The organism is Streptomyces sp. NPDC059740, from assembly GCF_042733155.1.
Lineage (GTDB): Bacteria > Actinomycetota > Actinomycetes > Streptomycetales > Streptomycetaceae > Streptomyces.
Genome location: NZ_JBHWGP010000002.1, coordinates 382,275 through 394,890, shown reverse-complemented (window position 1 = coordinate 394,890; position 12,616 = coordinate 382,275). Strand labels below are relative to the sequence as shown.

Annotated in this window: 12 protein-coding genes and 1 other RNA gene; 11 read left to right on the top strand and 2 right to left on the bottom strand. The window is 73.0% G+C overall.

Going from position 1 to position 12,616, the window contains the following annotated elements; translation table 11 throughout:
- Positions 1-355 precede the first annotated feature (355 nt).
- The 3 genes from ACFV3R_RS04535 to ACFV3R_RS04525 all read left to right on the top strand — a co-directional run bounded on the left by ACFV3R_RS04535 (position 356) and on the right by ACFV3R_RS04525 (position 4,054).
- Positions 356-1,639, top strand: coding sequence for a serine/threonine-protein kinase (locus tag ACFV3R_RS04535; protein WP_385575354.1), 1,284 nt, complete (start codon positions 356-358; stop codon positions 1,637-1,639).
- A gap of 251 nt (positions 1,640-1,890) precedes the next feature.
- Positions 1,891-3,009: a peptide chain release factor 2 gene (gene prfB, locus ACFV3R_RS04530; RefSeq protein ID WP_385575352.1), complete on the top strand. Its 1,119-nt coding sequence runs from the start codon at positions 1,891-1,893 to the stop codon at positions 3,007-3,009.
- A 331-nt stretch (positions 3,010-3,340) separates the two neighbouring features.
- Complete coding sequence (locus ACFV3R_RS04525) at positions 3,341-4,054, top strand: hypothetical protein (protein ID WP_385575348.1); 714 nt, start codon at positions 3,341-3,343, stop codon at positions 4,052-4,054.
- A 534-nt stretch (positions 4,055-4,588) separates the two neighbouring features.
- Here ACFV3R_RS04525 and ACFV3R_RS04520 read toward each other — a convergent pair.
- The gene (locus ACFV3R_RS04520; RefSeq protein ID WP_385575345.1) at positions 4,589-4,780 is read right to left on the bottom strand and encodes a hypothetical protein; all 192 of its coding nucleotides are present in this window, start codon (positions 4,778-4,780) and stop codon (positions 4,589-4,591) included.
- 292 nt (positions 4,781-5,072) lie between these two features.
- Here ACFV3R_RS04520 and ftsE point away from each other — a divergent pair, with 292 nt between their 5' ends.
- From ftsE to ACFV3R_RS04485, 7 genes are all read left to right on the top strand, one after another.
- Complete coding sequence (gene ftsE, locus ACFV3R_RS04515) at positions 5,073-5,762, top strand: cell division ATP-binding protein FtsE (RefSeq protein WP_385575342.1); 690 nt, start codon at positions 5,073-5,075, stop codon at positions 5,760-5,762.
- A 9-nt stretch (positions 5,763-5,771) separates the two neighbouring features.
- Positions 5,772-6,683 (top strand): permease-like cell division protein FtsX, encoded by a 912-nt coding sequence (ftsX, locus tag ACFV3R_RS04510; protein ID WP_385575340.1) that lies wholly within the window; start codon positions 5,772-5,774, stop codon positions 6,681-6,683.
- A 90-nt stretch (positions 6,684-6,773) separates the two neighbouring features.
- A complete protein-coding gene (locus tag ACFV3R_RS04505; RefSeq protein WP_385575337.1) occupies positions 6,774-8,003 on the top strand; it encodes a S41 family peptidase in 1,230 nt (409 codons plus the stop codon).
- Between the two features lie 17 nt (positions 8,004-8,020).
- Positions 8,021-8,542 carry an SsrA-binding protein SmpB gene (gene smpB, locus ACFV3R_RS04500; RefSeq protein ID WP_385575334.1) on the top strand — a complete coding sequence of 174 codons (522 nt, stop codon included), beginning with the start codon at positions 8,021-8,023 and terminating at the stop codon, positions 8,540-8,542.
- Positions 8,543-8,707: 165 nt separating this feature from the next.
- Positions 8,708-9,077: a transfer-messenger RNA gene (gene ssrA, locus ACFV3R_RS04495) on the top strand.
- A gap of 135 nt (positions 9,078-9,212) precedes the next feature.
- Positions 9,213-9,776: a Uma2 family endonuclease gene (locus tag ACFV3R_RS04490; protein WP_385575331.1), complete on the top strand. Its 564-nt coding sequence runs from the start codon at positions 9,213-9,215 to the stop codon at positions 9,774-9,776.
- A gap of 90 nt (positions 9,777-9,866) precedes the next feature.
- Positions 9,867-10,874, top strand: coding sequence for a LysR family transcriptional regulator (locus ACFV3R_RS04485; RefSeq protein WP_385575329.1), 1,008 nt, complete (start codon positions 9,867-9,869; stop codon positions 10,872-10,874).
- Between the two features lie 6 nt (positions 10,875-10,880).
- Here ACFV3R_RS04485 and ACFV3R_RS04480 read toward each other — a convergent pair whose 3' ends face one another.
- Positions 10,881-11,192 carry a hypothetical protein gene (locus tag ACFV3R_RS04480; RefSeq protein WP_385575327.1) on the bottom strand — a complete coding sequence of 104 codons (312 nt, stop codon included), beginning with the start codon at positions 11,190-11,192 and terminating at the stop codon, positions 10,881-10,883.
- 283 nt (positions 11,193-11,475) lie between these two features.
- Between ACFV3R_RS04480 and ACFV3R_RS04475 the strand changes: the two genes are divergently transcribed.
- Positions 11,476-12,594, top strand: coding sequence for a cation diffusion facilitator family transporter (locus ACFV3R_RS04475; protein ID WP_385575504.1), 1,119 nt, complete (start codon positions 11,476-11,478; stop codon positions 12,592-12,594).
- Positions 12,595-12,616 lie beyond the last annotated feature (22 nt).

Sequence of the window (12,616 nt, the reverse complement as noted above, 5' to 3'; positions counted from 1 at the left end):
GTCCGGGGCGGGCCGCCGTCGCGCGTCCGGGCTGGCGCGTCACCCCTGCGTGAGGCCGGACGGACACATGTGCCCCTCGGTGCCCGTGCGACGCCGGGGCCCGGCCCCGGCCAGCACCGCACCGCGACGACCGAGGCGACATGTCGACACCTGAGGGGTGCATTACGCCGCAGAACCGGCACATCGCGCGACTCCCGGCGCCACACCCCCGCCACCCCGCGTAGCTTTGTCGCCAACACGGGTCACCGGACGCGCTCCGCGGGCCGCCCGACGGGCACCCGCCCAGGGGTCCGCCAGCGGACTCCCTCCCGCCCCGGTGGCCGGCACCTGTCGGACAAGACACGTCGGAGCAGTCTTGGCACGCAAGATCGGCAGCCGGTACACCGCCCACCAGATCCTGGGACGCGGCAGCGCCGGCACGGTGTGGCTCGGGGAGGGTCCTGACGGGGCCGTCGCCATCAAACTCCTGCGCGAGGACCTCGCCTCCGACCAGGAACTCGTCGGCCGTTTCGTCCAGGAACGCGCAGCCCTCCTCGGCCTGGACCACCCGCGGGTGGTGGGGGTGCGCGACCTCGTCGTCGACGGCACCGACCTGGCCCTGGTGATGGAACTGGTCCGCGGCACGGACCTGCGCACCCGGCTGGACCACCAGCGCCGCCTGGCCCCCGAGGCCGCCGTCGCCGTCGTCGCGGACGTCGCCGAGGGCCTGGCCGCAGCCCACGCCGCGGGCATCGTCCACCGCGACGTCAAGCCGGAGAACATCCTGCTCGACATGGCCGGCCCGCTCGGCCCCGGCGGCGCGCACCGGGCCCTGCTGACGGACTTCGGCATCGCACGGCTGGTCGACACCCCCCGCCGGGTGCGCACCACCAAGGTCATCGGCACCCCCGACTACCTGGCGCCGGAGATCGTCGAGGGGCTCCCGCCCCGGGCCGCGGTGGACGTCTACGCCCTGGCCACCGTCCTGTACGAGCTGCTGGCGGGGTTCACGCCGTTCGGCGGCGGCCACCCCGGCGCGGTGCTGCGGCGGCACGTGACCGAGAGCGTCGCGGCCCTGCCCGGCATCCCCGACGAGCTGTGGCAGCTCCTCACCCAGTGCCTGGCCAAGGCCCCCGCCTCCCGGCTGCGCGCCTCGGAGCTCGCCGAGCGGCTGCGGGAGCTGCTGCCGGACCTCGCGGGCATGCCGCCGCTGGAGATCGACGAGGGCGGCGAGGCGGCGGAGGAGGACGAGGCCGAGGAGGCCGCCGGCGCCCAGGAGACCTACGACACCCGGCGCGGTGACCCCCAGGGCCCGGCGGCCGGTGCGGACGCCGGGACGGCCCGGCGGCGAGCCGTGCCCCTGGTGCAGGGCGCCGCGCCCGACTCCCACCGCGACACCCACACCAGCATGCGCGTCCCCGGCCCCGACGAGCTGGCCGGCGGCGCGCACGGCACCGCCCGGGCGGTGCGCAGGCCCGGTGAGCCGCGCGCCGGGTCGGCCCGCCACCGCGCGGAGGCCCGCCGCCGGCGGGTGCGCATCGGCGCGGCGGCCGCGGCCGTGGTGGTGGCGGCCGGGCTCGGCGGCTGGCTCGCCACCTCGGGTGACGACGACGGCCACGCCGCACCGGGCACCCACCAGACCTCGCCGGACCAGCCCTGAGGCCCCGCCGAGGGGTCTGAGACCGCACCGGACCGGTCCTGGGGCCTCCCCGAGGGGCCTGCGCTCCCGCCGGACCGGTCCGGCAGGCGCAGCGGGCGGCGCCGGGAGCCCCGGGGCGGGGGCCAGGGCGGGCCCGGCGGGTACGGCTCCCCGGGCTGGAGCGGGGCCGGGGCGTGCGGGTTCCGGCCCGCCGTCCCGTCCCGCCCGCCGGGCAGGGACGCGCACCCGGCGGCAGCCGTTAGGCTGGGAGCGTGGCAGTCGTCGATGTATCCGAAGAGCTGAAGTCCCTCTCCTCGACCATGGAGTCGATCGAGGCCGTTTTGGACCTCGACAGGATGAGGGCCGACATCGCTGCGCTCGAGGAGGAGGCAGCGGCGCCGTCCCTGTGGGACGACCCCGAGAACGCCCAGAAGGTCACCAGTCGCCTCTCCTGGCTCCAGGGCCAGCTCCGCAAGGCCGAGGAGCTGCGCAGCCGGGTCGACGACGTGGAGGTGCTGTTCGAGCTGGCCGAGGCCGAGGGCGACGCCGACGCGCGCGCCGAGGCCGAGTCCGAGCTGACGGTGGTCCGCAAGGCCGTCGACGAGCTGGAGGTGCGCACCCTCCTCTCCGGCGAGTACGACTCGCGTGAGGCCGTGGTGAACATCCGGGCCGAGGCCGGTGGCGTGGACGCCGCCGACTTCGCCGAGAAGCTGCAGCGCATGTACCTGCGCTGGGCCGAGCGGCACGGCTACAAGACGGAGCTGTACGAGACCTCCTACGCGGAGGAGGCCGGCATCAAGTCGACCACCTTCGCCGTCCAGGTGCCGTACGCCTACGGCACGCTCTCCGTCGAGCAGGGCACCCACCGCCTGGTGCGGATCTCGCCCTTCGACAACCAGGGGCGCCGCCAGACCTCCTTCGCCGGAGTCGAGGTGCTGCCGGTCGTCGAGCAGACCGACCACATCGACATCGACGAGTCCGAGCTGCGCGTGGACGTCTACCGCTCCTCGGGCCCCGGCGGTCAGGGTGTCAACACCACCGACTCCGCGGTCCGCCTGACGCACATCCCCACCGGCATCGTGGTCTCCTGCCAGAACGAGCGCTCGCAGATCCAGAACAAGGCGACCGCGATGAACGTCCTCCAGGCCAAGCTGCTGGAGCGGCGCCGCCAGGAGGAGCAGGCCAAGATGGACGCCCTCAAGGGCGACGGCGGCAACTCCTGGGGCAACCAGATGCGTTCCTACGTCCTGCACCCGTACCAGATGGTCAAGGACCTGCGCACCGAGTTCGAGGTCGGCAACCCGCAGGGTGTGCTCGACGGTGAGATCGACGGCTTCCTGGAGGCCGGTATCCGCTGGCGCAAGCAGCAGGAGCAGAGCCAGGAGAAGTGACGGCGCGGGGCGACGGCCCCGCTGCCCGTGGTCGATGTCGCAACGGCTCCCGGACCGGGGGCCGTTGCTTTTTTGTGTGGCAGTTTCGTCACAGTCGTACCGGCATACCCCGGCAAACAGATCATTCCGGATGTTTTTCCTTTAACTTGCCTTGACGGTGGGCGGGTTCCTCGGAAGGGTGGACGCGGCATGCGTGTACTAGGGGCGCGTGCGTACGGGGAGACACGTCAACGACCTTCCGGCCGGACGAGGAAGGCGCGCCCCGCAGCCGGACACCGCCCCTGACGTCGCTGCACCAATGACGAGAACAGCTACTGGGGGTAGCAGACACATGACGAAGAAGACGCGGGTGCGCGTGGCGCGTATCGCGGCGAGCGCGGTGATCGCGGCCGGTGCGTCGCTCACCGCGGCAGGGGCGGCCTCCGCCTCGGAGGACCCGCAGGCCACCACCAAGGACGACGGCGGCATCATCGGCGGCCTCATCGGTGGCCTCATCGGTGGCGGCGACGGCGACCAGGACGGCAGCCAGAACGGCGGCGGTGACGGCAGCGAGAACGGCGGCATCATCGGCGACCAGGACGGTAGCCAGGACGGTTCGCAGAACGGCGACCAGAACGGTTCGCAGAACGGCGACCAGAACGGCAGCCAGGTCGGCGACCAGGACGGTTCGCAGAACGGCGACCAGAACGGTTCGCAGAACGGCGACCAGAACGGCAGCCAGAACGGTTCGCAGAACGGCAGCCAGACCGGCTCGCAGGACGGTTCGCAGAACGGCAGCCAGGACGGTTCGGACAACGGTGACGGCGACGGCACCGGGACCGACAACCAGGGCAGCAAGCCGGCGCAGCAGCCGGGTGCGTCCAAGGACCAGATCGGCAGCACCCCGAAGCAGTCGCAGCCGTCCGCCGACGGCCAGCTCGCCGAGACCGGTTCCTCCGGCACCACCTTCCTGATCATCGGTGCCGCCACCATGATCGCCGGTGGCGTGGGCTTCCGCCTGCTGCCCCGCCTGATGAACCGCGACGGCGGCGCGGCGGCTGCCTGACGGCTCCGCTGACCGTCGCATCCGCCGCCGGCAGGTGAGCGGATGAGGCCGCACAGACGCACGGCCCGGGAAGTGGATCCCCACTGCCCGGGCCGTTCGTCTGCCCGGACGCCGCCCCGCGGACCCGGACCCCGCCCCGCGGACCCGGGCGCCGCCCTCGACGGACAATGGCCGGAAACGGAACCCCCGGACCTCTCCGTGCGGTGATCCGCCGGGCCACCGGGCGCCGGACAAGCAGCCTGCCACGGACCCGTCCGGGGGCTGCGGAGGTCGGTCCACCGGTCACCAGGCCGTCGGGAGGGCGTACTGCCGGACGAGCGGGAGGCCGGAAGCCGGCTCTGACGGACCACCGGGGCCGGGGGAGTGCAACGGAGCCTGCGCGGGCGCGGTGCGGGGCCCTCCTGGGCCCTGCCCCGAACCCCGCGGAAGGGGCCACCCGGGCCGCAGCACCGCATCCTGCGGCGGACGTCCGCGCAGCGGGCGCAGCGGGCTGTGAGCAGTGCGGAGGGCCGTGAGCAGTGCCGCGGCGGCTGCTCAGGCCGCGTGCTGGAGGGCCAGCGCAACCGCCGCCGTCACCACCAGCAGCACCAGGAGCATCGTGGGGGTGAGCTGGCCGAAGAGACCGCTCTGCCGCCGCATACGCTCCCTGCTGGCCCGGCACACCGGGCAGCGGCCCTCGCTCACAGGGGCCGCGCAGTTGGCGCACACCAGTCGGTCGTACGTCATGCGACCTCCTCTCGACAGCGCCAACGCTCAGGCCGGCCAGCACGTTCCCTTCCACTGTGCCAGGCCCGCCGGGGATCGGCGCGTTCCACGGCCTTTCTCCGGACGTAAGGCACATGACAAGTCCGCGCACATGTGCCGTTTGTCCGTCCGCGGCCGGTTGGCGCCGTGACCAAGCGCACGGACACCGGAGGGCGTCTGCACGCCCGTGACGGTTCGCGTAGGGTCACGCACACCGACGGGAGTCGCTCACGCGGCGTTCCGTTCCCCTACCCAGGCCGACCGTTGGTGCACAGTGATCCGATTCGACAACGTCTCCAAGACCTACCCGAAGCAGAGCCGTCCCGCGCTCCGCGACGTGTCGCTCGAAATCGAGCGCGGTGAGTTCGTCTTCCTCGTGGGATCGTCGGGCTCCGGCAAGTCCACCTTCCTGCGTCTGCTGCTGCGGGAGGAGCGCGCCTCCCACGGCGCCGTCCACGTCCTCGGCAAGGACCTGGGCCGCCTGTCCAACTGGAAGGTGCCCTCGATGCGCCGCCAGGTGGGCACCGTCTTCCAGGACTTCCGCCTCCTGCCCAACAAGACGGTGGGGCAGAACGTCGCCTTCGCCCTGGAGGTCATCGGCAAGCCGCGCGGCCAGATCCGCAAGACCGTGCCCGAGGTCCTCGACCTCGTCGGTCTGGGCGGCAAGGAGGACCGCATGCCCGGTGAGCTCTCCGGTGGTGAGCAGCAACGCGTGGCCATCGCCCGCGCCTTCGTCAACCGCCCCATGCTGCTCATCGCGGACGAGCCGACGGGCAACCTCGACCCGCAGACCTCCGTCGGCATCATGAAGCTGCTGGACCGCATCAACCGGACCGGCACGACCGTGGTCATGGCCACCCACGACCAGCAGATCGTCGACCAGATGCGCAAGCGGGTCATGGAACTCGAGAAGGGCCGGCTCGTACGCGACCAGAAGCGCGGCGTGTACGGCTACCAGCACTGAAAGGACGCCATGCGCGCCCAGTTCGTGATGTCGGAGATCCGCGTCGGTCTCCGCCGCAACCTCACGATGACCTTCGCCGTCATCGTCTCCGTCGCCCTCTCGCTCGGCCTCTTCGGTGCCTCGCTCCTCATGAGCGACCAGGTCGACACCATGAAGGGCTACTGGTACGACAAGGTCAACGTCTCCATCTTCTTCTGCAACAAGAACGACGCGGAGTCCGGCACCAACTGCGCCAAGGGCGCGGCGACGAGCCAGCAGAAGGCCGAGATAAAGAAGGAGCTGGACGGCCTCCCCATCGTCCAGAGCGTCGTCCACGAGTCGAGCGACCAGGCGTACAAGCACTACAAGGAGGAGTTCGGCGACACCCCGGTCGCCGGACTGGTCACCCCCGACCAGCTCCCGGAGTCCTACCGCGTCAAGCTCAAGGACCCGACCAAGTTCGCGGTCATCAAGTCCGCGTTCAGTGAGCGCCCCGGTGTCCAGGAGGTCCAGGACCAACGGGACACGGTCGAGCCGCTGTTCCGGCTGCTGGACGGCATGCGGTACGCGGCGCTCGGCGTCATGGGGCTGATGCTCATTGTCGCGCTGCTGCTGATCGTCAACACCGTGCGGGTCTCGGCCTTCAGCCGCCGCCGGGAGACGGGCATCATGCGACTGGTGGGCGCCTCGGGGTTCTACATCCAGATGCCGTTCATCATGGAGGCCGCCATCGCCGGCCTCATCGGCGGCGTCTTCGCCTGCGTGCTGATCAGCGGCGGCAAGTACGTACTGATCAACAACTGGCTGGCCGAGAAGATCCAGGTGGTGCGGTTCATCGGCTGGGACTCCGTCATCTCGGTGCTGCCGCTGGTCCTGCTGATCAGCCTGCTGATGCCGGCGCTCGCCGCGTTCTTCGCCCTGCGCAAGTACCTCAAGGTCTGACAACGGGCCCTCGCGCGGGGGGCCGTGACGGCGGGGCACCCAGGCGCGGAGGACGGCGTGCCGCGCCCCGCCTGTCCTACACTCGGCGCCATGACCGGCCCCCGACTGCCCCTCCCGCCCGCCCGCGTCCGGCGCGGTGCGGCGGCGCCCCTGGCGCTGGTCGTGGCCGGCGCCCTGGCGGCGGGGGTCATCGCGGCCGGCGGCGGCGAGGGAGCGGGGACGGACTCCGCCGACCACGGCCGGGCCGCGGGCCGGGGCCGCGACGTCGCGCCGGCCCCCGCCCGGCGCGAGTCCACCGACCGCGCCGCCGTGCTGGACGCGGCCCGGGAGGCGGCCGCCGACGGCAAGTCCGGCTCGCAGGCCGCGGCGGAGGTGGTCAGCCGCAGCGGCGACCGCTGGTCGACCGTCTACACCGCCCGCCAGTACCGCGACTTCCAGCAGCAGCTCGACGGCCGGTACGTCGGCGTCGGGCTCTGGGTGAGGCAGGCGGCCGACGGCCGGGTGCGGGTCGCCAAGGTCGGCGCCGACGCCCCCGCGGCCCGCGCCGGCGTGGCCCCCGGCGACCTGCTCGACGCGGTCGACGGCTCCGCGACGAAGGGGCGCCCCATCACCGACGTCGTCGCCGACCTGCGCGGCTCCCGGGCCGGGGACGACGCCCCATCTGCGGCGGGCAGCGCCGTCATCCTGGACCTGCGGCGGGGCGGGCGGCGGTGGCGGGTCACGCTGCACCGGGTCCGGATGCGCACACAGAACGTCACCGTGCGCAGGTCCGATGCCCCCGGCGGCCCGACACTGATCGCCGTCGCCGCGTTCGCCAAGGGCACCGGGGAGGAGGTCCGCCGGGCCGTACGGACCGTTCCGGCCGGCGGTGGCGTCCTGCTCGACCTGCGCGGCAACTCCGGGGGACTGGTCTCCGAGGCCGTCACGGCCGCCGCCGCCTTCCTCGACGGGGGGCTGGTGGCCACCTACGACGTGGAGGGGCACCAGCACGCGCTGTACGCGCAGCAGGGCCGTGCGGTGAAGGCCCCCCTGGTCGTCCTCGTCGACAGCGGCACCATGAGCGCCGGCGAACTGCTGGCCGGCGCCCTCCAGGACCGGGGCAGGGCGGTGCTGGTCGGCGACCGGACCTTCGGCAAGGGATCGGTCCAGCTGCCCAGCACCCTGCCGGGCGGCTCCGTCGCCGAACTCACCGTGGGCCACTACCGCACGCCCTCGGGCCGCAGCGTCGACGGGCGCGGCATCGTGCCCGACCTCCCCTCGCAGTCGGGCGCCGAGGAGCGGGCCCGCACAGTACTGAGTGGCCTCGGCACCGGCGCCTAGGGAAAAATGGCCTGACTATGGCAAAGGCGAACGCGAACACCAAGGCGAAGCGGAAGGCCGAGGCCGTCGGCCGCAAGCTGATCGCCCAGAACAAGAAGGCGCGCCACGACTACCTCGTCCTCGACACGTACGAGTGCGGGATCGTCCTCACCGGCACGGAGGTGAAGTCGCTGCGCCAGGGTCGCGCCTCCCTGGTCGACGGCTTCGTGCAGATCGACGGCGGTGAGGCCTGGCTGCACAACGTCCACATCCCCGAGTACGCCCAGGGCACGTGGACCAACCACGCCGCCCGCCGCAAGCGCAAGCTGCTCCTGCACCGCGACGAGATCGACCGGCTGGGCTCGAAGATTCAGGAGACCGGCCACACCATCGTGCCGCTCTCGCTGTACTTCACCAGCGGCCGGGCCAAGGTCGAGATCGCCCTGGCCAAGGGCAAGAAGGAGTACGACAAGCGGCAGACGCTGCGCGAGCAGCAGGACCGGCGGGAGGCCGACCGCGCCATCTCGGCGGCCCGGCGCAGGCAGCGGGGCACGGTCTGAGCGGCGGGCCGGACGCCGGCCGGGAATGCGGCGGCAGCGGCGTCCCGCCGGGAATAGGCTGGCAGACCACCACGTTGTTCCCGTACGATGGAGGCGTCCCGCCTGGCCGGGGCGCTGTTCCGTCCGAAGCGCGTGAGCGTGCCGGGCGGATTGACAACACCACATGGGGATGATCGGTTTCGACAGCGGATGTCGAATCAGGGGAAGCGAGTCGAGGAAGCGGCAATGATCTCGTAAACCATATGCCGAAACAAATAATCGCCAACACCAAGCGCGATTCCTTCGCCCTCGCTGCCTAAGTAGCGACCTGCGAAGTGTCAGCCCGGGGGTGTTCCCGACCCGGATCCTGGCATCAGCTAGGGGACTCACCATCAGACTCGGTCACGGAGTCTGATCGGGACATTTCACAGTGACTGAGCCCGTCGGAGACTTGTCCGTGTGATCTCCGGGGCCGAGAAAAGCACAGCGGACTGCACTCGGAGAAGCCCTGGTTCCGCACCGTTGGACGCGGGTTCGATTCCCGCCATCTCCACCACCCCATGGCAGACCCCCGCCACCGGAAACGGTGAGCGGGGGTCTGGTGCGTCCGGAGGGGAGACGCGATGTCCCGGGGACCCTGGTTCGGAGATACTGAAGCCCCGAGGCTGCCCGAGGGAGGCGAAGGGACGCCGTGAGTGCCGTACCCACTGATCACACCGGGCCCTGGACGCTCAGCGACGTCCTGGCCCTGCCCCAGGACGCCAGGCAACGCGTCGAACTCGTCGGGGGATCGCTCATGATGAGCCCCGCTCCGGGCATCCCGCACCAGCGCGCCTCCCGCCGCCTGGCCGCCCTGCTGGAGGCTGCCGCCGACGCGGACGGAGGCGCCCTGGAGGTCCTGGAGGCCATCAACGTCGTCGTGCCGGACGGACTGCTGATCCCGGACATCGCGGTGGTCGACGCGGAGGCGGCCGCCACCGCCGGGCTCACCCTCCCCACGCACGACGTCCTGCTGGTCGTGGAGATCGCCTCCCCCTCCCCCCGCCTCGCCGACCGCCGTCTGAAACCGTCCCTCTATGCCGACGCGGGCGTTCCCCACTACTGGCGCCTCGACCTCGACCCCGCCCCCCGGCTCCACCTCGGACGGCTGCGCGGCCGGGGCTACGAGGAGCACACCGTCGTGGCCGGGCAGCGCACCAGGGTCCGAAAACCCTTCGAGGTGTGGGTCGACCCGGGCGCCCTCGCCGGACGCTGACCCGCGGGTGCGCGCGCGGCAGCGGAACCAGCGCCCACCGGTCCCCGGAACCCGCCCCCGCCCGCCCCGCCGAGCTGTGATGATGGCCCGATGCCGCAGGACATCGAGGTCAGGCTGCTGCGCGCCTTCGCCGCCGTCGCCGACGAGTTGCACTTCACCCGGGCCGCAGCCCGGCTCCACCTCGCCCAGCAGGCGCTCAGCCGTGACGTGCGGCGGCTGGAGCGGCAACTGGACCGGGCGCTGTTCGTCCGCACCACCCGCAGCGTCGAGCTGACCCCGGAGGGTGAGCGGCTGCTGCCGCACGTGCGGGCGACGCTCGCCGCCCACGACGAGCTGGCGGCGGCCTGCCGGCGCCAGGCCCGGCCGCTCCTGGTCGACACCGGTGCCGACGTCGGCACCGCCCACCGGGTGCTGCTCCACGCCCGGCGGCTCGCACCCGGCGTGGAGCTGACCGCCCGGCACCACAGCGGTCTGACCGGCGCGGCCCACGAGATCGCCGCGGGCCGCCTCGACGTCTCCTTCGGCCGCCTCGCCGGCCTCCCGCCGAGGCTGCGCACCCACCTGGACCACCAGCCGGTGCGCTACGAGCCGATGGCCGTCCTGCTGCCCGAGGACCACCCGCTGGCCGCCCGCCCCCGGCTGACCCCCGACGACCTGGCGGGCGCGACCCTGTACGCCGCCGACGGCAATCCCCACACCGCCGAGTGGACCGACCTGGCCCGCCTCCTCTTCGACCGCCACGGCGTCGTCATGGCCGAGCCCTTCCCCGAGATCGACGGCGACGCCGAGTTCGTCCGGGTGGTACGGGAGCGGGGCTGGGCGGTGCTGGCGAGCGTGGAGTTCCTCCGGGTGCCGCAGATGGTGCTGCGCCCGCTGCACGCCCCCGTGCCGCTGTCCGCCGTGAGCATGGTCTGGCGGCGTGGGACGCGCCACCCCGGCCTGACCGCCCTGCACACCGCCGCCCGGGAACTGGGCGGGCGGGAGGGCTGGTTGACGGTACCGGCGGACCACTGGCTGCCGGAGGCGGACCGGCTGGTCATGGCCCCCGGCCAGGGGCGGGACGACGCCCCGCCCCGCTCGGCCGCACCACCTCGCTGAGGCTGCTCAGCCCGCGTCGATCGCCGTGATCACGGCCTGTCCGGTGGCGGCGCCGTCCTCGTCGTAACCGGCCGCCGCGAGGGCGCCGCGGGCCATGGTCAGGGCCGCCTCCTGGGCGGCGGGGGAATTGTCGGCGGCCACCTCCAGCCGCAGGACGAACCTGCCCTCGTCCTCCACGCTCAGCGCGTCCAGGTCCAGCGGGACGTCACCGACCTCGTCGGGGTCGGCGCCCCGGACCGCGGCGAGCACCCGGCGGCGGGCGTCCTCCGTGAGCGGCCTGAGGAACGTGCCGGGAACGGAAACGACGTACTGGGCCATGCGTCCTCCGTAAGTTGTCAGTCGGCCCGGTGGCTGCCGAAGCGTGTGACTGCACTCTCCCCTGGCGCCTTTCCCGTCAGCCGCGGTCAATGCCCCCCGCCGCCCCCGGCCCTCCCCGCCGCCTCCGGCCGCGCCGCCGCTGCCCGGGCCGGGGCGGCGACAAGTCCGGCACATCCCCCGGCGGGGGCCGGGTATCCGCTAGCTCGTGACCAGAGAACCAGAGCAGACGACGCACCCGGACCGGACGCCGCCCGCCGCCGCACCGGACGCCGCCGCCCGGCCGGTGTCCGCCTCCGGGCGCTCCGGCCACGACACGCCGGACCGGCCCGCGCAGCGACCGGGGGACGCGGACCGCAAGCCGCCCGAGGACGCGGCGGAGCCCGCCGAGGCCGACCGGGGCCAGGGCGGTGAGCAGGGACGGGACGGTGAGACCAAGAAGACCGTGTGGGTCGCGCTCGCCGCCAACCTGGTCATCGCCGTGGCCAAGCTGGCCGGCGGCCTCGTGGCCGGCTCACCGGCGCTGCTGTCCGAGGCCGCGCACTCGGTCGCCGACAGCCTCAACGAGGTCTTCCTGCTGGCCTCCCTCAAGCGCAGCAAGCGTCCGGCCGACTCCGAGCACCCCTTCGGCTACGGCAAGGAGCGGTTCTTCTGGTCCCTGATCGCAGCGGTCGGCATCTTCGTCACGGGCGGCTGCTTCTCCTTCTTCCAGGGCATCGAGGCGTTCGGGTCACAGGGCGGCGAGTCCACCCTCGGCTACGTCATCGGCCTGGTCGTCCTCGTCGTGGCCCTGCTGGCCGAGGGCACCTCGCTGGCCAGGGCCGTCCTGCAGACCCGCACCGAGGCCCGCAAGCACGGCCGCGGGCTGCTCGCCGAGGTCCGCGGCACCGAGGACCCGGCCCTGCGCACCGTCCTGGCCGAGGACAGCGCGGCCTGCCTCGGCGTCGCCCTGGCCATCGCCGGCATGGCGCTGCACATGGCCACCGGCGAGTCCGCGTACGAGGCGTGGGCCTCGCTGCTGATCGGCGTGCTGCTGGTGTACATCGCCTACACCCTCGGCCGCAGCGCCAAGGACCAGCTCATCGGGGAGGCGGCCGACCCGGCGCTCCAGCACGGCATCCGCAGCTACCTCGACGAGCAGCCCGAGATCGACACCGTCACGGCCGCCCTCACCATGCGGCTCAGCCCCGACTCGGTGATGCTCGCCGCCCGCGTGGACCTGGTGCCGGGGGTGGACAGCGAGAGCGTCGAGGCGGCGCTGGTACGCGTCAAGCAGGGGCTGCGCGAACAGTGGCCCACCGTCGACCAGATCTTCCTGGACGTGACGGACGCCAGCGCCGCCGACCGCCGCCGCGCCCGGCGCGAGAGCCTCGCCCTGGAGCAGGCCGCCGACGAGGCCGTCTGACCGGCCCGCCCCGGCCCCGGGC